Origin of the sequence: Limihaloglobus sulfuriphilus, from assembly GCF_001999965.1 — a bacterium.
Lineage (GTDB): Bacteria > Planctomycetota > Phycisphaerae > Sedimentisphaerales > Sedimentisphaeraceae > Limihaloglobus > Limihaloglobus sulfuriphilus.
On record NZ_CP019646.1, the window covers coordinates 1,580,411 to 1,603,689 of the forward strand.

Annotated in this window: 19 protein-coding genes; 1 reads left to right on the forward strand and 18 read right to left on the reverse strand. The window is 47.3% G+C overall.

The window, feature by feature from the left end; all coding sequences use genetic code 11:
* Nucleotides 1-34 precede the first annotated feature (34 nt).
* The 17 genes from SMSP2_RS06115 to gpmI all read right to left on the reverse strand — a co-directional run bounded on the left by SMSP2_RS06115 (nt 35) and on the right by gpmI (nt 20,199).
* Nucleotides 35-892: an aminotransferase class IV gene (locus SMSP2_RS06115; protein WP_146683111.1), complete on the reverse strand. Its 858-nt coding sequence runs from the start codon at nt 890-892 to the stop codon at nt 35-37.
* The gene (folK, locus tag SMSP2_RS06120; protein ID WP_146683112.1) at nt 889-1,983 is read right to left on the reverse strand and encodes a 2-amino-4-hydroxy-6-hydroxymethyldihydropteridine diphosphokinase; all 1,095 of its coding nucleotides are present in this window, start codon (nt 1,981-1,983) and stop codon (nt 889-891) included. Before folK ends, SMSP2_RS06115 begins: the two co-directional genes overlap by 4 nt.
* An 84-nt stretch (nt 1,984-2,067) precedes the next feature.
* Nucleotides 2,068-3,294, reverse strand: a complete 1,227-nt coding sequence (locus SMSP2_RS06125) for an LL-diaminopimelate aminotransferase (protein WP_146683113.1) — start codon at nt 3,292-3,294, stop codon at nt 2,068-2,070.
* A 22-nt stretch (nt 3,295-3,316) separates the two neighbouring features.
* A complete protein-coding gene (purQ, locus tag SMSP2_RS06130) occupies nt 3,317-4,102 on the reverse strand; it encodes a phosphoribosylformylglycinamidine synthase I (RefSeq protein WP_146683114.1) in 786 nt (261 codons plus the stop codon).
* Between the two features lie 68 nt (nt 4,103-4,170).
* Nucleotides 4,171-7,050 carry a phosphoribosylformylglycinamidine synthase subunit PurL gene (gene purL / locus SMSP2_RS06135; RefSeq protein ID WP_146683115.1) on the reverse strand — a complete coding sequence of 960 codons (2,880 nt, stop codon included), beginning with the start codon at nt 7,048-7,050 and terminating at the stop codon, nt 4,171-4,173.
* 230 nt (nt 7,051-7,280) lie between these two features.
* Nucleotides 7,281-8,159, reverse strand: a complete 879-nt coding sequence (locus SMSP2_RS06140) for a helix-turn-helix transcriptional regulator (protein ID WP_146683116.1) — start codon at nt 8,157-8,159, stop codon at nt 7,281-7,283.
* A 51-nt stretch (nt 8,160-8,210) separates the two neighbouring features.
* The gene (locus tag SMSP2_RS06145) at nt 8,211-9,182 is read right to left on the reverse strand and encodes an SDR family NAD(P)-dependent oxidoreductase (RefSeq protein WP_146683117.1); all 972 of its coding nucleotides are present in this window, start codon (nt 9,180-9,182) and stop codon (nt 8,211-8,213) included.
* Between the two features lie 44 nt (nt 9,183-9,226).
* Entirely contained in the window at nt 9,227-10,036 is an 810-nt protein-coding gene (locus tag SMSP2_RS06150; RefSeq protein ID WP_146683118.1) for a 6-carboxytetrahydropterin synthase, read from the reverse strand.
* A 25-nt stretch (nt 10,037-10,061) separates the two neighbouring features.
* On the reverse strand, nt 10,062-10,640 hold the full coding sequence (gene folE, locus SMSP2_RS06155) for a GTP cyclohydrolase I FolE (protein ID WP_146683119.1): 579 nt from the start codon (nt 10,638-10,640) through the stop codon (nt 10,062-10,064).
* 81 nt (nt 10,641-10,721) lie between these two features.
* Nucleotides 10,722-11,859 (reverse strand): peptide chain release factor 2 gene (gene prfB, locus SMSP2_RS06160; RefSeq protein WP_146683120.1). Its coding sequence is split into 2 segments (ribosomal slippage): nt 10,722-11,771 and nt 11,773-11,859, totalling 1,137 coding nucleotides; the frame shifts between segments, so codons are not numbered across the junction.
* Between the two features lie 171 nt (nt 11,860-12,030).
* Nucleotides 12,031-12,306, reverse strand: a complete 276-nt coding sequence (rpsT, locus tag SMSP2_RS06165; RefSeq protein WP_146683121.1) for a 30S ribosomal protein S20 — start codon at nt 12,304-12,306, stop codon at nt 12,031-12,033.
* A 32-nt stretch (nt 12,307-12,338) separates the two neighbouring features.
* Complete coding sequence (locus SMSP2_RS06170; protein WP_146683122.1) at nt 12,339-13,688, reverse strand: tetratricopeptide repeat protein; 1,350 nt, start codon at nt 13,686-13,688, stop codon at nt 12,339-12,341.
* 254 nt (nt 13,689-13,942) lie between these two features.
* The gene (locus SMSP2_RS06175) at nt 13,943-14,740 is read right to left on the reverse strand and encodes an ABC transporter ATP-binding protein (protein WP_146683123.1); all 798 of its coding nucleotides are present in this window, start codon (nt 14,738-14,740) and stop codon (nt 13,943-13,945) included.
* Nucleotides 14,734-15,765, reverse strand: a complete 1,032-nt coding sequence (locus SMSP2_RS06180) for a FecCD family ABC transporter permease (protein ID WP_146683124.1) — start codon at nt 15,763-15,765, stop codon at nt 14,734-14,736. Before SMSP2_RS06180 ends, SMSP2_RS06175 begins: the two co-directional genes overlap by 7 nt.
* Before the next feature lie 31 nt (nt 15,766-15,796).
* Entirely contained in the window at nt 15,797-16,690 is an 894-nt protein-coding gene (locus SMSP2_RS06185) for an ABC transporter substrate-binding protein (RefSeq protein ID WP_146683125.1), read from the reverse strand.
* Nucleotides 16,690-18,567 carry a DNA mismatch repair endonuclease MutL gene (gene mutL / locus SMSP2_RS06190; RefSeq protein WP_146683126.1) on the reverse strand — a complete coding sequence of 626 codons (1,878 nt, stop codon included), beginning with the start codon at nt 18,565-18,567 and terminating at the stop codon, nt 16,690-16,692. The genes SMSP2_RS06185 and mutL overlap by 1 nt, the downstream gene beginning before the upstream one ends.
* A gap of 78 nt (nt 18,568-18,645) precedes the next feature.
* Complete coding sequence (gene gpmI, locus SMSP2_RS06195) at nt 18,646-20,199, reverse strand: 2,3-bisphosphoglycerate-independent phosphoglycerate mutase (protein ID WP_146684828.1); 1,554 nt, start codon at nt 20,197-20,199, stop codon at nt 18,646-18,648.
* Between the two features lie 259 nt (nt 20,200-20,458).
* Between gpmI and SMSP2_RS06200 the strand changes: the two genes are divergently transcribed.
* Entirely contained in the window at nt 20,459-22,324 is a 1,866-nt protein-coding gene (locus SMSP2_RS06200) for an arylsulfatase (RefSeq protein ID WP_146683127.1), read from the forward strand.
* Nucleotides 22,325-22,328: 4 nt separating this feature from the next.
* Here SMSP2_RS06200 and SMSP2_RS06205 read toward each other — a convergent pair whose 3' ends face one another.
* Complete coding sequence (locus SMSP2_RS06205; RefSeq protein WP_146683128.1) at nt 22,329-22,949, reverse strand: HAD family hydrolase; 621 nt, start codon at nt 22,947-22,949, stop codon at nt 22,329-22,331.
* Nucleotides 22,950-23,279: the final 330 nt, after the last annotated feature.

A 23,279-nucleotide genomic window follows, 5' to 3' on the forward strand; every position in this document is an offset into this window, starting at 1 on the left:
ACTGCGAGGGATGCACTCATTGCACCCTCTTTTGTTATCTTTCTTTACATTCCTGCTGCATGTGTTCACGGTATAACTGCAAAAGCTCTTTTGCAACCGGCCCGCAGACGCCGCTGCCGATGGTATGCCTCTCAACCGAATTAACAGGCATAACCTCCATGATCACATTCGTCAGGAACACCTCATCAGCTTCAAGAAGATCCTTTATAAAAAGTATATCTTCCTTTATCTGCATATTCCTGTCCATGGCAATCTTGAGAACCCGCTCCCTTGCTATTCCCGCCAGAACAGGCGTCTCGATTGGCGGGGTGTAGATAACCGAATCCTTAACAATAAAGAGATTGCTCATTGAACCCTGAGCGAGTTTATTATCCGTAGTAAACCAAATAGCTTCTGCGGCCCCCTTGCCCCTGGCCTCATTCATCGCGGCAAGCCTTTCAAGGTAGCTGGTTGTCTTGAAATGAGTTGTAGGGCTGTGCGGATTAAGCCGATTGTTTGTTACAATTGTCTTAATGCCGTTTTCATAGTATTCATCGGGATAAGGCTGGAAATCTGTGGCGGTAATAATGATTGTCGGCGAAGGCTCCTCCGTGAGAATCAGCGGGCCGTTGGTAACAGTTAGCCTGATGCGTGAATCTAACAGATGGTTTGCGTCTACAACCTTGTATATATTCTCAATAACCTCTTCCCGCTGCAGTCCGTGGTTGAATTTAAGACAGTCAAGCGAAAAAAACAGCCTGTCGAGATGATCCTTTACCGCGAAAACCACCCCGTTTAAGGACCGCATCGTCTCAAAGACTCCTGCCCCGTAAAGAAAACCGCTGTCCGATACAGGAATTTTGACATCTTCGACGCTGCATATATTGCCGTTAAAAAAGACTTTATTACTCATGATATACCCAAATAATAGCGTATTTTTTCTTCAATAATTCTTACCTCATCTGCCAGACGGAAATCGTAACTGCCGGCATCAATTCTTATTACCGGGCACTTGTTCCATTGCCTGAAAAGCTCTTCGTATGACTTTTCAAGCTCTACCAGAAAATCTTTGCCGATCTTCTTTTCATATTCCCTGCCTCGAATCTTAATCCGCTCAAGGCAGTTCTCGGCAGTATCTTCAAGAAATATCACCAAAGACGGCTCCGCCGCCTCTTTTTCCAGTGCCCTGTATTCTTTTATAAACACATCATAATCACCCGGGTCTAACCAGTGCCTTGCATATATAGGGGATTTTTCAAACATAAAATCCGCGACATAAACACGATTATCTCTAAAGCAGCTTTTTTTAAGCTGTGATGCGCTGCTTGAAAGAAAGAACAGCTCCGAATCAAGTTTAACATCATTGTTGCCCTTGTAAACAAGCGGCAAAAAAGGGTTCTTATCGTATTCTTCATGAATTAGTTCCGTGCCGAAAAGAATAGAAAGCCCCTCTGCCAGAGTTGTTTTTCCAACACCTATCGCCCCTGCAAATACAATAAGTTTGGGCCGGTCTTTCTCGAAGTAATAATCACCCCCGTTGAGCCGGTCATACATAACAGACATCGTATCGCCTGTAACAGGGTGACGCAGATGAGCCGCGATCTCGTCCATCCCCTCCATGACAAACGAACGAAGATGCATCTGGCTGTGCGGAACTGTCAGCCTTTGAGTATTGATTATCCGATCACCCCAAAGCAGGATATCTATATCAATGATACGCGGCTGCCATTTTTGAGTTGTTCTTGACCGGCCCATTTGATCTTCAATCTCTTGGAGACGGTCAAGAAGCTCTGCCGGTTCGAGGCCGGTTCTGATTCTTGCCACACAGTTGCAGTATTTTGGCGGGTTCGAGCCGTCTCTGGTCAGAGGCAGAGTATAAATAAAACTGCTTGTCTCTGATATTTCGGCATCGGCAATGCTTCTGATAAGCTCAAGAGCCCTTCGAAGGTTCATCTCAGGTTCTCCAAGGTTACTGCCCAGACCGAGAAAGATATTTGACTGCATGGCACTAATCCCATAACTGCCGCCGCACCCGGCAAGGTGTATAAAAGCCGGGTGCCGCAGCAGATTGCCGCAAAAAGTAAAAGATTATAATTTAGAAATCCGGTCCATAGCCTCTGCGACCTTTGAAGGATCGTTAAAAGCACTGAGACGAAAATAACCTTCGCCGCTGGCGCCAAAGCCGCTGCCGGGCGTGCCGACCACATTGGCTTTGGTCAAAAGCAGATCAAAGAATTCCCAGGAACTCATCCCGTCTTTAGTATGAAGCCATATATAAGGGGCGTTAGTGCCGCCGTAAATATCATAGCCGAAACTGCTCAGCGATTCGCGGATAACCTTTGCGTTGCCCATATAAAGGTCTATTATCTTTTTGACCTGTTCTTTGCCCTCGGGGGTGTAATATGCCGCGGCACCTGCCTGTGAGATGCAGCTGGCACCGTTGAACTTGGTGCTGTGGCGTCTGTTCCACAGACCGTTAACGGCTATCTCTTTGCCATCGGTTGTCCATGCCTTAAGAGCCTTGGGAACGACAGTGAAAGCGCAGCGGACACCGGTAAATCCAATGACCTTTGAAAAACTGCGGAACTCAATGGCAACCTCTTTGGCACCTTCAACTTCATATATTGAATGAGGTATGGTATCATCGCTGATAAACGCCTCGTAAGCCGCGTCAAAAAGGATAATGGCTTTGTTGGCCCTGGCGTAGTTAACCCATTTTTTAAGAGTTGCCTTGTCAGCAACAGTACCGGTTGGATTGTTTGGATAGCAAAGATAAATGATATCGACCATCTGGTCGGGCAAATCCGGCGAGAAGTTATTCTCGGCTGTGCACGGCAGATAAACTATACCTTCATACCTGCCGTCCTCACCCGCTCCGCCGCTGCGGCCGGCCATAACGTTTGTGTCAACATAAACAGGATAAACAGGGTCTGTAACAGCGATTGTATTGTCAAGGCCGAATATCTCCTGAATATTCCCCGTGTCGCATTTTGAGCCGTCACTGATGAACACCTCAGCGGGATCAAGCTCAACTCCGCGGCGTCTGAAATCGTTCTCTATAATCGCATCTACCAGAAATCCGTATCCCTGCTCAGGACCGTATCCTTTGAATGTGCCGGCGTTTGCCTGCTCATCAACGGCCTTATGCATTGCTTCTATAATTGCCGGTGCCAGCGGTTCTGTAACATCGCCGATTCCAAGTTTTATTATGTCAGCATCGGGATTGTCCTTTGCAAATGCGCTTACGCGGCGTCCGATTTCAGGGAAAAGATATCCTGCCTGTAATTTCAAAAAGTTTTCATTGATTGTGATCATGAATTAATTCCTCTTTCTTTTCTTAAAAATTAGTGCTTACATACTCGACGGCATTGTTGAAGATTGTCATGCCGTCCGCTTCCATATTCTCGGGCATACGCGTCCAGAATGGATGCTGGGTTCTGCGGATAAAACGCTCCGGGTGCGGCATAAGCCCCAGTACCCTTCCGGTGGTATCGGTGAGAGCGGCTATCGATTCCATAGAACCATTAGGATTCACCGGAAAACCGCCCTGCCCTCCGGCAGAATCCACATACCTGAAAGCCGCGTGCCCTTCTTCTAACAGCTTATCAAGGCTCTCGGGAGTCTTTGTGACCACCTTGCCCTCGCCGTGAGCTATCGGCAGATAAAGCCGTCTGCCCGGTGTTATAAAAACGCAGTTATCCGCTGCCGGCTCAAGGTAAACCCAGCGATCTTCGAATTTTGCCGAATCGTTATAGGTAATCGTAACAGAGCTGCTGCCGTCTGATTCGCTGAACCCGGGCAGAATTCCCGTTTTTACAAGTACCTGAAACCCGTTGCATATTCCGATAACCAGTTTACCCGCATCGATAAAACCCCGCACCGCATCGCCTAAGTGATGCATAACCTGATTCGCCAGTATCTTGCCCGCAGCTACATCATCACCGTAACTGAAACCGCCGGGGAATACAAGTATCTGAGCATCATCAAGTGCAGATGGGTCTTTAATGATACTGTTTATGTGAAGTCTTGCGGCTTGAGCCCCCGCAAGCTCCAGAGCTTCAACAGTTTCCTGGTCGCAGTTGATACCTGCCGCCCTTAAAACTATAGCTTTAACTTTATTCATAAATTAATTTCCTGAATTGGAATCCGTTCAAATTTTATTATCTAATGCTGCGGCTGATCTTAGAGCCATTACCATGCCAGCGGCTTTTGCCATGCTTGTTTAAATTCCATTATGTCTCCGCTGACCGCCGTCTTGCCGCCGGCGGTAATGTTTACCAATGAATTATCTGTTACAGTGCCGATATTAGCCAGAGGCAGCCCCGCCATCAGTGCTTCAAATTCTGAAGACTTATCCGGCTCAACCTCAAAAACGTACCTGCTGTTTGACTCGCTGAAGAGTTTTTTGGCCGCTGTATCGCAATCATCACTGACAGCAAGGCCGTCAAGCGAGATTTCCGCGCCAAGCTCACCGGCAAACGCCATCTCTGCAACCGCGATTGCCAGCCCACCCTCAGAGCAGTCATGGGCAGAGCGTACCAGTTTTGCCGATATCGCATCAGCCGCAGCCGCCGCGAGTTTCGGCGCCAGCTCAAGGTCAACCTGAGGAACATTCGCCCCGAGTTCACCGTTGATATAATAGTAATGAGAACCGCCAAGCTCATTTTTTGTAAGCCCCAGCACATAGATAAGGCTGCCGGGTTTCTTAAAGTCCATTGTTACACATTTTTCAATATTATCCACGAGGCTTATCGCACTGATAAGCAGAGTCGCCGGAATATTGACTTCTGTGCCGTCTGCCATCTTAAACTCGTTATTAAGCGAATCCTTGCCGGAAATAAACGGTGCTGAATACGCCATCGCTCCGTCTTTACAGGCCTGCGCTGCGCGGATAAGCGAGCCGAAAATCTCCGGCTTTCGGCAGTTGCCCCAGCAGAAGTTGTCCAGCAGAGCAATCCGGTCGCTGCGGCCTCCGACACATACCAGGTTCCGCACTGCCTCATCGATAGCTGAAAGGGCCATATGATACGGATCAATATCGCCGTACATGGGATTGAGTCCTACTGAAAGTGCAACGCCTTTCTGCGTGCCGGGTTTGGGCCGGATAACAGCCGCGTCGGAAGGCCCGTCAGTTGCTACTCCGCAAAGAGGTTTTACCACAGAACCGCCCTGAACTTCATGGTCATACTGGCGGATTATCCACTCTTTGCTTGCTACGTTATAGCATGAAAAAATCTTTTTCACAGTATCTGTATAGTCGCCGGCGGCGGCAATATCCGGCTCGCTGAGTTTGGGAGTGTTCCAGCTTGCCTGTCGGGAATATTTAGGCACACCATCGTGCAAAAATTCCATATCAAGCTCGCCGACCTGTGTATCTTCATACTTGAGCGTCAGCCTTTTGGTATCCGTAAAACGGCCGATAACTGTTGCTTCAACGTCTTCGGATGCGAATATTTCCATAATTTCATCGAGTTTTTCCGGTTTGACGGCTATTACCATACGCTCCTGTGCTTCAGATATCCAGATTTCTGTATAGTTCAGCCCCGAATATTTCAAAGGCACCTTTTCAAGGTTTACCTCAACACCGAGTTTTTCGCCCATCTCTCCGACAGCAGAACTCAAACCGCCGGCGCCGCAGTCGGTAATAGATGTATAAAGGTTCTTATCCCGGGCCTGAAGAAGTGTATCAAGAGTTTTCTTCTCAACGATAGCGTTACCAATCTGAACAGCATGAGAAAATATGTTCTCATGCTCGTGGGTCATCTGCCCGCTGGAGAAAGTAGCCCCGTGGATGCCGTCGCAGCCGGTTCTGCCGCCGACAACAACAACCAGATCGCCGGGCTGCTGATTCTTGAAACATTTGTCATTTGGAATCAGCCCCAGATTCCCGCAGAACACCAGGGGGTTAGCCATGTACCGCGGATCGAAGTAAACCGCCCCGTTTACGGTTGGAATGCCCATGCGGTTGCCGTAATCACGGACACCGCTGACAACACCTTTTGCGATGCGTTTAGGGTGCAGCACTCCCGCGGGAACATCATCAATGGCTATATCGGGCATACCAAAACAGAACACATCTGTATTGGCAACCGGCTTTGCACCAAGACCGGTTCCCATAGGATCACGTATCACGCCTCCGATACCGGTCGCCGCTCCGCCGTACGGATCAAGAGCCGAGGGGTGGTTATGTGTCTCAACCTTGAAGCAGACGGCATCTGTTTCATCAAACTCTACGACTCCGGCGTTATCTTCAAATACAGAGATGCACCAGTCCTTATTCAGCTCCTGGGTAGCGCCGAAAACTGTTTCTTTGAGCAGGTTATCATACTCAACGGTCTTGCCGTCATAGCTGAATGTTACCGCGCTCTTTAGCGTCTTATGCACGCAATGCTCACTCCAGGTCTGGGCGAGTGTCTCTAATTCGACATCGGAGGGCTCTCGTCCCTTATCGCGAAAATACGACTGTATCGTTTTCATCTCACGAAGATCAAGAAACAGATCCATATCGCCGCTGAGTCTGGTCAGCCCCTCATCGTCCAATTCAAGCAGAGGAACTGTTTTATGCTCGAGTTTATATTCCGGCGTGTGCGGGCTGGGAGGTTCGGCCTCGAGACCGTAAATAACATCTTCGATACAGTCATTGGCAAGAGCCCTGCGGGCAATAAACCGAAGCTGTTCATCTGTTAAATCACCGTAAAAAACATACTTGCGGGCTGTCCGAACCATTGCCGGTTTACAGCCCATGTCAGTTATGCCCATCGTGACTGATTCAGCTACCGGATCAGTTACACCGCTTTTAAGGTGAACCTCTATCAGGGATTTTGCCCCGCCGGTATCCGGCAGCGGCCGGCGGCCGATATAATAGTTCTCACAGACCGGATCAACCAGAAGCTCTGCCGCGACGCGGCGGGCAAACTGATCTTCAAAATCCGCATCAATAAGAAATACACGGCTGCTCTCAACCTTTTTTACAGTATCGATGCCAAGCTCTTTTATTTCATGAAGAACGTCTCTGCCGGTTACATCCGCAAAGCCTGTCCTGCTGAATATTTCATAACGCCAATGTTTCACTAAAAAATCCTTTCAGGTGATTTTAAAACACGGAATCTACGTAAATCTAAGATAAACCATTTAATGGGGTAATCATACCAGAATTGGTCTTTTTTTCAACGCCCATTCAGAATAAACGCCAAAATTGCCCCAAAAACATCATCTCTCGATGCCAACAGGGCTAAAGCAAATTATTGTTATTTTTTCGCCGCACGCAAGAACCTTTAAATCCGATATTATTCTCGTTTAAATCACTCAATATGCGCTGTCCGGTATTTCGCCGGCGAGAGTCCATGATGGTTTTTGAAATTTCTGGAGAAGTGATAAGGATCATCAAATCCGACCATTTCAGCAATTCGTTTTACCGGAAGCTCTGTTGACAAAAGCAGCTTGCCGCCGCGATTAAGTTTCAGCCGCATTATGTATTCGGAAGGTGTGAGGTTAATATAGCGTTTAAACAGCCTGGATAAATACCTTATATTCAATCCGACAGACTCGGCAACTGCCCCAACTCCTTTAAGTTCCGAAAAGTTGCGGTCTATATAATTTTTTGCTCTGAAAAAAGAATTTACGGCGGGAGAGCCATTTTCCCGGGGCATTTGATTTGCCGAGGCCTGTTCAAGAAGAACACATTTAAGATAGCAGCAGCACAACTCCTGTGAGAGCGGCGGTTTCTCCAGGCCGGTTTCCATAATTTTCATAAAAAGCTCAAAACTTCCCTGCGGGTCAGATGACTGAATCGCACCAAGACTGTTAAAGGTGGAAAGCTCAAACAAACCGGCGGCATCCTCGCCTGTAAGTGCCAGGAATATATGTTCCAGAGGATCTGACGGATCGCAAAGATAATGATGGCTTTGCCCCGGCGAGAAAACGGCTATTGTGCCGGCAGAAAGAGGGTGAACAGTACCGTTGATTTCGAGCGTGCCCCTGCCGCGAACTATATACTCTACAACATGGTATGGGTAACTGTTTCGTTTAACCTCATAATCAGCCGCACAAAGCTCATAACCGCCGCAGACGATAGCCATCCCTGGACGGTCATTCGGAGACACCTCGTAATAGAAATACTCACTCCGCTTAACAGGTGCGGCCCTGCCGGGAGCAAACTCACTTTTTATCTGATTTTTCATACCGCTTCAAGATCAGAGACCGCTGCAGAATACCTCAATAAAACTTTTATCTTAACTGACGGTCTTGTAATAATTTATTACTTTTACAATCGCTTCCTCAAGCGATACTTTCGGAGAATACCCAATCATTGCGGCCGCTTTTTCTATGGACGGTACTCTGCGCATCATATCATCAAACGGCCTGCCGTATGCCTGCTCGTAGGAAATGTATTTCTTTTCACTGCTGCTCTTTGACAACCGTATCGCCGCATCGGCAAGTGATTCGATCGATATTTCACTCTGACTGCCGATGTTGAAAGCCTCGCCCGCGGCATCTGGGCATTGCATCAGAGCAATAACACCGTCAATGACATCTGATATATATGTAAAACATCTTGTTTGCTTTCCGCTGCCGTAGATTGTTACAGGTTCGTTATTTAAGGCCGCCTTCACGAAACGCGGGACCACCATGCCGTAGCGGCCCCTCTGACGGGGGCCGATAGTGTTAAAAAATCTGGCAACGATAACCTCAAGGCCGTATTTCTGATAGAACGCAAATGCGAGGAATTCATCCACCGCCTTGCTGCAAGCGTACGACCAGCGTGAAAACCGCGTACTGCCCAGCAGCATATCGTCATCCTCTCTAAACGGTACATTTTCACTTTTCCCGTAAACCTCGCTGGTAGAAGCGATAAGAACTCGTGCCTCATTTCGTGCCGCGGCATGAAGAACATTTTCACTGCCGTGAATATTAGTCTCAATAGTCCTGACAGGCTCATCCACAATAAGCTGCACGCCTACCGCCGCGGCAAGATGGTAAATATCATCTGACTCCTTCGCCAATCTATCTACAAGCTCGACATCACAAACTGAACCCTGCACAAAAGAAAAACGGCTGTTATCTTTTATCCCGTGCAAATTCTCGATACTGCCCGTGCTCAGGTCATCAAGCGCAGTAACTTCGGCACCTTCGGTTAGAAGCCTTTCACATAGATGAGAACCTATAAAACCGGCTCCGCCGGTAACCAAAACTCGTTTTGACATATTTTATTCCATAAATTTGGGCAGTTTACATTTACGTTTACGCTTCACTGGCTCTCAGCTTCGCCTTCATAACTGCAGAATGCCCGGTTATTTTCCCATACCTTTATCCTGTGCAGACGTGCCGGCACGATCCTGTCCTTGAGAACTTTCCAGCCAAAACGTGTTATATTTTCAAGTGTAGGGTTTGCTGTTCTGAAATACTCCACATCCGCGTTGAGATTCTTGTGGTCAAGTATGCTGATAAAATTCTCATCGACAACTTTCTGAAAACTGCCGAACTCGAATTCTGTGCCGCACTCAACAGCTGCGGTTACTTCGGCAATGTAATTATGGCCGTGACCGTTGGGGTTGGCGCATTTGCCGAAGATGCGGAAATTTTTTTCATCAGAAAAGCTGCTGTTCCACAGACGGTGCATCGCGGCAAATTCAAATTTTTCGCTATAATATATCACTTTTTCAGACTCCGTGAGGTATCTTAATGTTCGATAAGGATTTAAGAACAATTTCAGGCTCAAAAGTTTTTGCGGACTGAATTTATCTTTCAAAATCTGGGCAGAGTATTTTAGCAGCTCCACAATATCACAAAAGCTGACTTCCCGGCCGTTTCTATATTTCTCACAGATTTTCTCCACAAAAACCGGCACGACATTCAAACGAACAAGCCGGTCAATATCTACCAGATTTACCACAAAACCTGTATCAGCATCAACATCTCCTCCTACTTCTACCCACAATCCAAAAAACAAACCAAGCCCCTCGCCTGACGGGCTGGAACAGTAAGAATTTGCCCCTTTAAGCCGATTTGACGAAAAGGGGTTTACTGTGAACCGAATTTCACGGGATAAACTTGGCATAAAAGTATTTACTCACCTTTTGTAATCACTTACTGTGAATTAAGCCCAGAACCTCCGCCCGGCTTCTCTGGTCACGGATGAAAATCCCGCGAAGAGCAGAGGTTACCATTGACGAACCGGGTTTATTTGCCCCGCGTACTGTCATGCAGCTGTGCGAAGCCTCTATAACAACCGCAACACCTTTGGGATTAAGGCTTTCCATGAGAAAATCAGCAATTTCAACGGTCAGCCTTTCCTGTATCTGCGGCCGTTTTGCGAAACAATCCACGATTCTGGCCAGCTTACTGAGCCCTATAACCGCATTGTCAGGCAGATAAGCAAGATGCGCCTTGCCGATAAACGGCATGAGGTGATGCTCACAGGTGCTTGAAAAAGGAATATCCTTTAAAACTACGATTTCATTGTAATCCTCATGGAATATCCGTCCGGTATGTTTCTTTGGATCCTCGCAAATTCCGCGAAAGAGCTCCGCGTACATTCTGGCTACACGGGACGGCGTATCTTTGAGACCCTCACGTTCAGGATCGTCGCCAACCGCCAGAAGTATCTCGCGAACCGCCGCTTCAATCCTGGGTAAATCAAATTTTATTTTTTTATCACTCATAAGAATTCCTGTTGATCAGCACAAAAAATCATTGAGATTCTGCTAAAACCTTTAATCTCATGAACCTGCCCGGCTGTTAAATCATGCGCTGTTTTTATGTTTTTTCTCTGCCCTGTATCTTAGATAGCTGTCGATAAAGCCATCTAAATCACCGTCAAGAACGGCTTGAACATTACCCGTCTGGTGGTCGGTGCGGTGATCTTTAACCATTTGATAGGGCTGCATTACATAGCTTCGAATCTGGTTGCCCCAGGCAATTTCACCTTTATTGCCGTAGAGTTTATTAATCTCATCGTCCCGCTTCTGCTGCTCAAGCATGTAAAGCCTTGCCCTCAGCATAGACATAGCCTCGGCGCGGTTTTTGTGCTGGCTGCGGTCGTTTTGGCACTGCACGACAATTCCCGTCGGGTGGTGTGTGATTCTGACCGCGGAGCTTGTTTTATTCACATGCTGGCCGCCGGCACCGCTGGCACGGTAATAATCGATTCGCAGGTCTTTTTCGTCGATTTCTATTTCTACATTGCCGCCGGCGTCGGGAATTACATCAATTGCCGTAAAACTCGTATGCCTGCGGCTTTGTGAATCAAACGGACTGATACGCACCAGACGGTGAACGCCCGATTCGCAAGAGAGCTTGCCAAAGGCAAAGGGACCGCTGACTTTCAATGTTATTGAGCGGATACCGGCTTCCTCGCCGGGAGTTATATCCAGTTCTTCGTATTTATAGCCGTTTGAGTCGAAATAGCGAAGGTACATCCTCAGCAGGATGCTTGCCCAGTCACAGCTCTCTGTTCCGCCGGCGCCGGCATGGATACTGAAAAAACAGTCGCTCATGTCATCGGGGCCGCTCAAAGTGCCGGCAAGCTCTATCTGTTCGCATTTTTTCTCGAGCTCCGCGATATCAGACTCGATCGACTTTAAGGTCTCAATATCTGATTCCTCCGCCGCCATCTCAAGAAGCTCTATCGAATCCTCAATGCCCGTAGTTACTTCCCTTACAGGGTTTATGACAGACTTAAGGGCACTTATCTGCGAAACTACCTTCTGGGCGGTTTCGGAGTTGTCCCAGAATCCCTGCTGAGACATCTGGTCTTCTAAATTCTTTCTTTGTTCGAGTTTAGCCGGTAAGTCAAAGCCACTCCCGGACGGTGGCGACACGGGCCTCCAGTGATTTTAAAGCATCACTTATTTCTTGTATTTCCAATGTTATCTCCGAAATAATCAGTTAGTAAAACTTACATTTTAACAATTTAATTGAAGAATGCAATGCCAGTTGAAGTTTTGCAGCTCTTGGCGCGGCGAATCTATAAACCGTTAGCTGCGTAGAGTTAAAAGAAAAAGCCCCGGATATTCTCTAATAACCGGGGCATACAGTACATAACTGAGCAAATCAGGCTTTTGCACTTGCCATAGCGTTGAGCCTCTTGGCCAGCCTCGACTTGCGGCGTGCGGCGGTACCCTTGTGCAGGGTGCTGGTCGCTGCTACCTTGTCAAGTTTCTTGACCAGGAGCCTGTACTGCTCCTTAGCGGCATCAACATCACCGGCTTTGAGAGCTTCCTCAAACTTCCTGGTCTCGGATTTGAGCTGGCTCTTACGGGCACGGTTTATGATTCTTTTCTTGGCATTCTGCCTGACTCTCTTTTTGGCGGATAATGAATGTGCCATTATCTTACCTTTCTATTATAAACTCGTTTACGTTACGACTGAGAGGTCTCTTTTAAAAGATCTTCTATTCGATCTCTGACATCTTTATAATTAAAATCAATCTGGGCTATTCTGCGATAATAACTCAGAGCTTCTTCTTTTTTGTTATTGAGCTCACACGACTTAGCATAGTTATAACGAAGCTCTTTTCCAAGCTCGTCTTCACTCTTTTCGTATTCTTTCATAGCTTCCATGAAAACGTCAGCGGCGTCATTGTACCAGCCTTTTCTGAAAAAGCAAATCCCAATTTTCGACATTGCGTTAATTTTTAATGACGGGTCTTTTCTCGCCTGCTGCAGCAGGGGTATTGCCGCGTCGAATTCACCGCTCAAAAGCAGTCTCGTACCGTAAGAATACTTTATTTTAAGGTCCGTGGGATAATTTTCACTGCAAAGCCGATAATGCTCAAGTTCAACTTCTGCAAGTTTTGTTAAAACTTTGTCAGCCTGGACCTTTAGTTCAACGTCTTCGGGCTGAGCAGCGGCCAGTTTTCTCGCCTCTTTGAGACGGTTTTTGTAGTACTGTATCGTAAGCTCACCCTGAAGCCTCTTATATGTAAAATCGGAGCTGGTTTTATACCAGTCTTCCAGAAGCTCCGTTAATTCCTCAAAAGTCTCCGGGGTGTCAATCTCGCCAAGGGCTTTTGCCAGCTTGATGCGTATCCCCTGCTCTTCGGGTTTCTTCTCAAAATCAGCACGGGCCTTCTGAAGGGATTCAATCTTGTAATCTATAGTCTTGACAGATGCATCAGATTTATGCAGCGCGTCTTGTTCGTCTTTATCCTGAATAGATTTACGAAAATCTCCCTCGCCGTCATACTTGCCGCGTTCCATCGTTGCATGAGCGGCATAAAATTTCATTTCATCAGCCAGTTTGGCATCATCCGGACGCATGCTTGCCATAAAAGCAGCCAGTTTATATGCCTCATCATACATCCGCATATTGGAGTAGGCATCACGGACGTCTCTAAGATAATTCATAGAAGGATTATCCGCCTGCATCAGGGCCTCTGAAGCCAGCTGTGCAACCCATTTTGCCGCAGGGAAAAAAGAGCCTTTAACAGCGGCCTTAAGCATCTTGACGGCATAAGTCAGGTTGTCGGGATCCTTTGCCAACAGATATTCAGAGTGAAGCATCTCGTCAAGCGGGGTTTTGCCGCCCTTTCTGCTCATCTTATCTTTCAGGCCGGGCCCTTTGCCGCCTGCCATTTTACGTTTTATCGAGACATCACGGAGTGCGGCATGACCCTCGGGAACAACATCGGGGCTTATGCGCAATCCTTCCAGGTACATCTCAATAGCATAATCAAAGTTGCCCATCTCGGCAACTTTATAAGCCTTCATAAAAAAAGTTCGCGACGCTTTATGTTCATTCTGCATAATGATATCCGAAAATTCCCGTAAACAAATCGGGATAAAATCTGTAAAATAATATTCTCTCTTTGTTTATATTAAAAACAAAATTGCTGTTTGTCAATTCTTTTACGCCGTAGAACAGATAATTTTACTTACCGTTGTCTGACACGGCTGACTTATTCATAATCGCCGGCGAAATCAACATAAGACATTGTTTTACATGCTCATACAAAACTTTACATTTAGCGGACAGGATTTGTGTAATTACCCCGCGGTATAAAAACGCGGCGGCCCTCGACCTCAAGACTTGTCCCATCTATACCAAAAACCGTGGAAATCAGATTTTTTTTGTATATATCCTCTGGAGATTCAATGTGAAAGCTGCCGCTGCTCAGCAGCATCGCCATATCACAGTACTGGGCGGCAAGATTTATGTTGTGAGTAACAATGATGACCGTCTTACCCTGCTCAATCTGCATTTTTTTCAGGAGGTCATAAATCGCAACCTGATGTTTCAGGTCAAGACTGCTTGTAGGCTCATCAAGAACCAGTATCGGAGTATCCTGTGCGATTGCCCGTGCGATAAAGACCCGCTGTCTCTCTCCGCCGCTGATCTGGTCAAGCTCTCTGTCTTTTAGATGAGCCGTTTCTGTAAGTTCCAAAGCGTGATTAACCAGATACTTATCATTTTCACCCTCAAAGCCTAAAACATTGAAAAAGGGTGTCCGGGCCATCATAACCGTTTCATAAACAGAAAAACCAAACGCCGGAACAAACTGCTGCCGGACTACCGCTATCAATCTGGCAAAATCTTTTGATTTGTATGAGCTGACTTCTCTGCCGTTGAGTTTTATACTGCCTGATATCGGCCTTAAAGCGCCAAAAAGCAGGTTTAAAAATGTCGATTTGCCCGCACCGTTTGGCCCGGCAATGGCAAAAAACATACCCTGTTTTATAAAGCATGTAAGCTCATTTATAATTTTCTCCTGCTGTCTGTATGCAAAGGAGATATCTCTTACATCTATACCTTCGCTCAGCATGAGAGTGTAACCTTTCTGGAGTAACGAATCAGAAGGGCTATAAACACCGGCCCACCCAGAATCGCGGTTATAACCCCTACCGGTATCTGTGACGGCGATACAAGAGTACGGGCAAAAGTATCCGCAATCATGAGAAAAATTGCCCCGCAGATCGCACTAAGGGGGATAAGCTGGCGGTGGTCGGGGCCAAACACAAGTCTTACTGCATGGGGCACAATCAGACCCGCAAAACCGATAAGGCCGCTAAGGCTAACCGCCGCGGAGGTTAAAACACCAGTAACGGCAAAAGCAATCAGCCGGACATTTTTAACGTTTACGCCGATAGTTTCCGCATCGCCGGCACCAAAACTCATAACATTCAGACGCGGGCTGATATACTGGAGTATAATCAGAGCCGCCGCCAGAGCTGAAAAACCTGCCATTAGTGTCGAAAACGGAACTTCTGAGATGTTGCCCATCAGCCAGAGCATCGTTCCGTAAACCTGCCGGCTCTCGGATATAGACACAAGAAACATTATTATCGCAGAGAAAAAAGCATTTATTACAACGCCTGTCAACAGCAGGTTCGTAACCTGCTTCCTGCCGGCAGCCGCTCCTACTGCCCATACTAACCATACGGAAAATAATGACCCGATAAAAGCGGATATTCCCAGACTGCTGATACCCGCAATGGCAAAATTAAACCCAAGAAAGGCTGCCAGTGTCGCCCCAAGGCCCGCCCCGCTGGAGATGCCGAGTATAAACGGATCAGCAAGAGGGTTACGCAGTATGGCCTGGAGAACTACTCCGGCAGCGGCAAGTGATGCGCCGACAAGGGCCGCCAGAAGAACACGAGGTAAGCGTATTCTGAATATGATGTCATGAGAGACATCACGGGCTTCAGGGCTTTGAACAAGCACAGAAAACACCCTGGCCGGAGAATAAAACTCCGTACCGAAACATACGCACAGCCATACAGTAACTGCCAGCAAACCAATGCCCGCTGCAAGGCGAACCGCCAAAATGTCTGTTTTAAGTGATGACATGCAAGGATTATACTACAAAAACCGCTGTTGTCTATTCAAGATTGTCCCAATTAAATTCGGGATGTATTGCACGGGCCAGAAGAGCTACAGCCTTTGCAGACCGCGGGCCCGGGCGTGAAATTATGTCAGAGTTTAAAAAATAAATATCCCCGCTCTTGACCGCGGGTATGCTTTCCCAGCGGGTAATGACTTCTAGTATCTCTTCCTTTTGCTCAGTTGTGTAGGGATTATCAGTTATTATGATTACTTCGGGCTCAATCGCCAGAAGCGATTCCGAGTTGAGCTGTGGGTATTTACCAAGCCCGCCCACTCCTGTAATACTGCCGCCGGCGTAGCGGACAAGCTCCGATATGAAAGTATTTTCTCCAACTGCCACAATAGGTCTTGGCTGAACAATGACCAAAGTTTTCTTTGGCATCAGAGACTTAGACGCTGACTTATACCTGTCAATCTCAGATTCAAGCTCTGCTGCCAGTTTAACGCCCTTTTCGGCTATGCCGCAAGCCGCGGCGATTGTAACCATTGAATCCGTTATCTGCTCTATTGTGTTAATCTTTACTACGGTGCACTTTAGCTCAAGTGCCTCCAGCCTCTGTTTCAGAGACTCGTTAAGCATAGATTCAATGGCAAATATATGGGTAGGCTTAAGCCGGACCAGTGTTTCTATATCCGGATGCAAGGACCCGATTTTTGTTATGAGCCTTGCCTGTTCAGGGTAATCGCAGTTGGTTGTTACGCCGACAATACTGCCGCCCAGATCCAGTTGAAAAAGTATCTCTGTTATACTTGGTGCCAGCGAAACAATTCTAAGCGAGCCTTTTTCAGGAGTCTGGATTTGTCCCTGTATATCAGATTCACCTTTATCGCAGCCGGAGAATAAACAAAGCAAAGCAGCCGCCAAAGACAAACAAACCAAACCTTTCATCAGAAGCCCCTGCGTTTAAACTGCTTTTCAAGCTCGTCTATCGAAAATTTCAGCACGGTAGGCCTGCCGTGGGGGCATCTGCTGGAGGACTCTATAAGTCCTTTCTGCGCCACAAGGTCTTCCATCTCATCACGTGAAAGCCGCTGATTCGCCTTCACCGCCGCCTTGCACGCCGCCATCTCCAAAATATCCTGCAGAAGCTCCGCATCATCAGGCGCAACAGGTCTGGTAATAAGCATATCCAGAAGATCGCTGACAAATTCCGCCGGCGAAACCTTCTCAAGAATCATTGGAAAACTGTGAATCGCGATGGTTGACGGGCCGAACTCTTCTATCTCAATTCCAAGTTTATCAAAAAGCCCGGAATTCTGATTAACCCTCTCAAGCTGGCTCGCTGTTACATCCAGAGTCTCAGGTACCAGAAATCTCTGCTTCTGGAGAGGCCGCGAATTCTCTCCCGTTATCAGCTCAGAGAGTTTTTGAAAAATAATCCTCTCATGCAGTGCGTGCTGGTCAATAACCATAAACCCATCACCGGTAGGCAAAAGTATATATGTATTATTCACCTGTACAGGCCCATCATAAAACTGTGAAAAACCAAGCCCGCTTTCCCGGGGGCCTTGATTTGGAAAATCACCGCTGCCGCTGCTGAGGCGGTTGGGCGTGTCTCCGACAGAAAAATCCTTAGGCGGCGAAGAAGGAAGTCTTGAGCTTTTGCCGTCTCCCGTAAAATTAAAATTCCGTTGAGTTGCGGGTTTCGAGCCGGTCTTAAAAAAATCAGCGAGAGCATCTTTGACCCTCTGCTGACGCCCCGACATCTCAGGAGACAAACCGCCGGCGAATTCACTCGCCGTCAGAGATTCGCCGCTGCCTGCTTCTACATCGAGGTCGAGGCTCATGAGTTTTTCCCTTATGACACCGAGCAGTTGCGAGTGGACAAGGTTGGGATTGTCAAACCTTACTTCTATTTTTGTCGGGTGGACATTCACATCGTACATATCATACGGCATTTGAAGAAAAATAAACGCCACGGGGAACCTGTTGGGCTCTGTCAGGCCACGGTAAGCCTCTTTTAAAGAATGGGTTATAAATCTGTCACGTATGTATCTGCCGTTGAGGAAGGTGTATTGAAATTTATTCGTTGTTCGTGATATAGACGGATGGCCAAGATAAGCGGCTATAGTCAAATCCTTCTCTTCGCTGAGAACCGGTACGAGCCCCTGTGCGATATCCTTTGTCAAAAGCACAGAAATACGTGAAACAACATCATCTCCCGCGAGAAGGTGATACAGCAGTCTGCCATTATGGGAGAGCTTCATTTCTATGCCGCAGTTTGCCAGAGCAATACGCGTGAACTGCTCAGAAATATGTCCCATTTCCGTATTTACAGTTTTGAGAAATTTCCGCCTTGCAGGCAGTTTATAAAACAGGTCGCGAACTTCCAGAGTCGTGCCGTAATCGCCGCTTACCGGCGTTACGGCTCCTTTATCTCCGCAGTCAATCTCCATTGAATAAGCGCTGATACTGTCGCGTTCGCGGCTTTTTATTTTTACCCTGGCAACAGAAGATATGCTCGCCAGGGCCTCGCCGCGGAAACCCATCGACGATATCCCCAGCAGCTCGTCCATGGTCCGAAGTTTACTTGTCGCATGAGGCTCGAAAGCCGTCTCTATATCTTCCGGTTCTATTCCGCCGCCGTCGTCGGTAACCTGTATAAGCCGCTTGCCGCCGTCCTCTACACTGACCGCGATACGGGATGCGCCGGCATCAATACTGTTTTCCATTAGCTCCTTAACAATATTTGCCGGTCTTTCGATAACCTCGCCGGCGGCGATCATATTGATCATATTTTTGTCAAGTACAGCTATTTTTGCCATTTAAATAGTTCGTGTTGCTAAGTTACTATTCTTAATGCAATAAAGTCACATAAAACGCAAACGCAATGCAAAGATGAGTTATCTGATTATCAGACTCTCGCCGGTCATCTCCTCGGGTTTTTCCAGGCCCATCATATCGAGAAAAGTCGGGACAACATCGGCAAGCCTGCCGCCGCCGCGAAGTTTACAGTTCTTGAAATCCTCATCAAAGACAACCAGCGGCACATCTCCGGTAGTATGAGCGGTGAACGGGACATCAGCCGAGCCGTCTGCCATTTTCTCCGAATTGCCGTGGTCTGCCAGCACTAACGCCGCGCCGCCAAGCTCTTTGACCTTGTCAAGTATCCTGCCGACGCATAAATCAACCGTATGACAGGCTTTAACCGCCGCTTCCAGAATGCCGGTATGGCCGACCATATCAGGGTTGGCAAAGTTGGTTACGATAATATCATATTTCCCGCTGTCAATATGTTCAAGAACAGTATCGCATACCTCATGAGCGCTCATTTCCGGCTTCAAATCGTACGTCTCAACCTTTGGAGACGGGATAATCTGCCTGTCCTCGCCCGGGAACGGCTCTTCGCGGTAATCGTTAAAGAAAAACGTTACATGGGCGTACTTTTCTGTCTCGGCACACCTGAACTGTCTAAGCCCAAGATCGCCTGTATATTCACCGAAAATGTTCTTCATCTTCGCGGGCTTGGGAAAAGCAACCGGAGCGTTTATAGTTCTATCGTATTCTGTCATGCAGACATACGTTATGTCCAGCTTTTTGCCGCGGTCAAAATTATTGAAGTCATCATCGACAAAAGCCCGTGTTATCTCCCGCGGCCTGTCGCCCCTGAAATTGAAGAAAATAACAGAGTCGCCGTCTTCTACCAGCGCTACCGGTTTGCCGCTCTCATCGGTAATGCAGAGCGGTTTAACAAACTCGTCGGTCTCGCCCTTCTCGTAGCTTGCTTTCATAGCTTCAGCGGCGCTGCCGGCTTTGCCGCCGTTGCCCCGAGTGATATTTTCATACGCCTGAACAACGCGTTCCCAGCGGTTATCGCGGTCCATGCCGTAAAAACGGCCCTGAATACTTGCAATTTTACCCACACCAATTTGAGCCATCTTTGCTTCTATCTGCTGCAGATAATCCGCACCGCTTGTGGGCGGGCTGTCGCGGCCGTCAGTCAAAGCGTGTAAGTAAACCTCGGACAATCCGTTACGTTTGGCCAGCTCAAGCAAACCGTAGAGATGCCCCAGCAGAGAATGCACGCCAATATCACTGCACAGCCCCATCAGGTGGAGCTTGCCGCCGTTGGCTTTGGCATTTTCAACCGCTTTGAGCAGTGTCTCATTCTCGAAAAATGAACCGTCCCGGATCGCAAGCGTCAAACGAACCGACTCCTGATATACAATCCTGCCGGCACCTATGTTCTGGTGGCCGACCTCGCTGTTGCCCATGGTACCCTCGGGCAACCCCACATCTTCGCCACTTGTGTGGATTAGGGTGTTGGGATATTCACTCATCAGCATATCATCTGCCGGAGTATCAGCCACTTTGATTGCATTAAACTTATCATCGGCAGGATTGGGATTATGGCCCCAGCCGTCACGAATTATCATTACATAAGGTTTTTTACGCAGTTTTACCTTTGATTCTGTCATTTTATATACCTTTCAGAGAATTATTTCGAAGTTATGCGATGTATGATATAGACATTAGCCGATAAGTCAACGATGATGACTCAATAATTACACTGATTATAAAAATGCTATTTCTAATGGCAACAGAAAATAGTATCTGCAAAAATATAAATTTACAATTGCCTTTTGTTTCCTTAGATGTTAGTATTAAATTCTCAAAAATTTATAGGTTACTAAATACATACGTTGGAGCTAAATAATGAACAGACGCGATTTTATCAGGAACTCATTGGCCGGCATCGGCATCTTTGCAGCCGGATGCGGCGGAAATAAAATATTTTCAACCGGTAAACCAACAAAAGACGCGCCAAATATACTTATCATAAACATAGACGACATGGGCTATGGTGATATGTCCTGCCACGGCAATCCCGTGCTCAATACAGCCAACCTTGACAAACTCCACGCGGAAAGCGTCCGTTTTACACAGTTTCACGCGGCTCCGATGTGCACACCAACTCGCGGCCAGCTTCTCACCGGCATTGATGCTCTGAGAAACGGCAGCCGCTGGGTCGGCACAGAAGCTGTCCATCTTCGCACAGACCTGCCGGTTATGCCTGAAATATACAGTGATGCCGGCTATGCAACGGGGATTTTCGGCAAATGGCATATCGGCGATAACTACCCGCTAAGGCCGCAGGACCGCGGCTTTGATGAAGTTCTCACATTCCCCCAGCAGGAAGTGGGAACAGTAAACGATTACTGGGATAATGACTACTTTGACGACGTTTACGAGCATAACGGAGAAAGAAAACAATACAAAGGCTTCTGCACGGACGTTTGGTTTGAGCAGGCGATCAAATGGATGGACAAAACATCCGCCGCCGGCAAACCGTTTTTGTGCATGATACCTACAAACGTCGTTCACGGGCCGTATTTCAGCCCGCAGATATACCGCGACATGGCCGACAGGCCTAACCAGCCAAAAGATGTCCAGACTTTCTATGGTAACATGATCAACCTTGATATCAACATAGGAAAAGCTATTGATTTCCTCGAATCCAAAGGCCTCCGCGAAAACACAATAGTTGTCTTCATGACAGACAACGGTGTAACAATGGGTTACGGTACATATAACGCAGGCATGAGAGGCATGAAAACACAGCTCTGGGAAGGCGGACACAGGGTGCCTCTGTTTATTAGCTGGCCAAAAGCCGGCCTGCCCAAAGGCAAAGATATACACGAGCTGGCACAAGTCCAGGATGTTTTGCCGACACTGCTGGATTTCTGTGATGTTGATTTTCCAATGCAGACACTTGACGGAACCAGCCTGGCCGGCCAGATTCGCGGCGAAAAAGAAATGCCCGACCGTGTTCTGGTTGTTCAGATGCAGCGGCGGATTCCAATAACAAAATACGATGCCTGCATTATGTGGGGGCCGTGGCGGCTGCTCAACGCGATAGATATTGACCCCCATGAAAAACCTGATAAGCGGGAAATGTACAAAAAACGCCGACAGAACATGGAACAGGTATATCTTGAGCTCTACAACGTGGAAGACGACCCGCATCAGGACAACAATGTCTATGACAAACACCCCGAAGTTGTCGCTAAAATGAAAGCAGCTTACGAAAAATGGTGGCAGGGTGTACAGCCCGATATAAACAAGATGACCCATGTTATAATCGGTAATGATGCTGAAAACCCGTCAATGATCGCCTGCACATCGTGGGCAACTACCTACTTTACCCAGAAAAGTGCGATTTTAGAGGGTAGAAAATCAAACGGCTACTGGAACCTGATAGCGGATCAAAGCGGCCAATACGATTTTGAGCTGTGCAGATGGCCCAAAGAAACAAACGCTGCCCTGCAGGACAAGGTTGACGTTAAATATACAGACACATTCCCTTACGGCCCGGGCAAAGAAGGTACCGCCCTGCCGATTGCAAAGGCGAGAATACAGGTCAACGATATTGACCGAACAATTGATGTCAACAAGGGCGATAAGGCCGCGAAATTTACATGCAGGCTGAACAAAGGCCCTGTAAGGCTGAAAACATGGTTCTACGACAAAAACGGCAATGAGCTCTGCGGAGCCTATTATGTGTATGTTACACGCAGATAGCGGCTTAGAGTATCCTGTAATCTTCAAGTACGCAGCGTATTTGCTCGGCTGACTGAAACTGAACAGATTTCATGCCGGTTGCTATTGCACCCTCAACGTTTGCCGGCAGGTCGTCGATAAACAAACACTTTTCAGGCGGTTTGCCGACATTGGCGGCCGCGGCGAGATAGCACTGTTTCTCCGGCTTGCCGAAACCGATTTCATAGCTGAGAGTGGGCTTATCTATCGCCGCCACATGCGGGTATGTGCTCCGTAGGTGGTTCCAGTGCAAAGGGTCTGTGTCAGAGAGGAGCCCGAGAGCGGTTTTGTTTTTTAAGTCATAAACAAGCCCCTCCATCCCCGGCATAGGCAGAAAAATATCGCACCACAAACCGCTGAAAGTTTCAAAATCCAGATCAAGCGAAAACTCGCCGCGTACTTTCTTATAGAACTCATTCGGAGTAAGCCGGCCTGTATTATATTCCCTTATAACTTTATGGTGCATAAGTTTATGCATCAAGAGCCCGTCATCGCCGGCGAGCAGTTCACTGAAAAAACGAAATATCCCACGGCTGGTATCGATATCTACCAGCACCCTGCCAAGGTCAAAAATAACCGCCTCAATGTCTGTTTTGCTGTCTTTCATAATCTCTCTATCGAATTCGCCAATAAGTTGTTAAAAACTGATTGTAAGCTCTTTAAGCAAAAACCGCTATGGAAATCACAAAACAGGCTCAAAAGCCTGCTTATTGTCAATTGTTCATTATCCATCGTTTATTGAATCATATCATAGATTTCTCCGATTGAAAGCCTGTAACACTTTTATTTTTCAAATGTAAAGTCCTTAAATAAAAACACTTGCAAATAAAAAGAGTCTCAACCCCTTTAATTTACTCAACCGAGACGGTTGACCTACTTATGGTCATCCGCCCCTTGTTGTCATAATAATACATCCAGGGATAATCCATCGTATTGT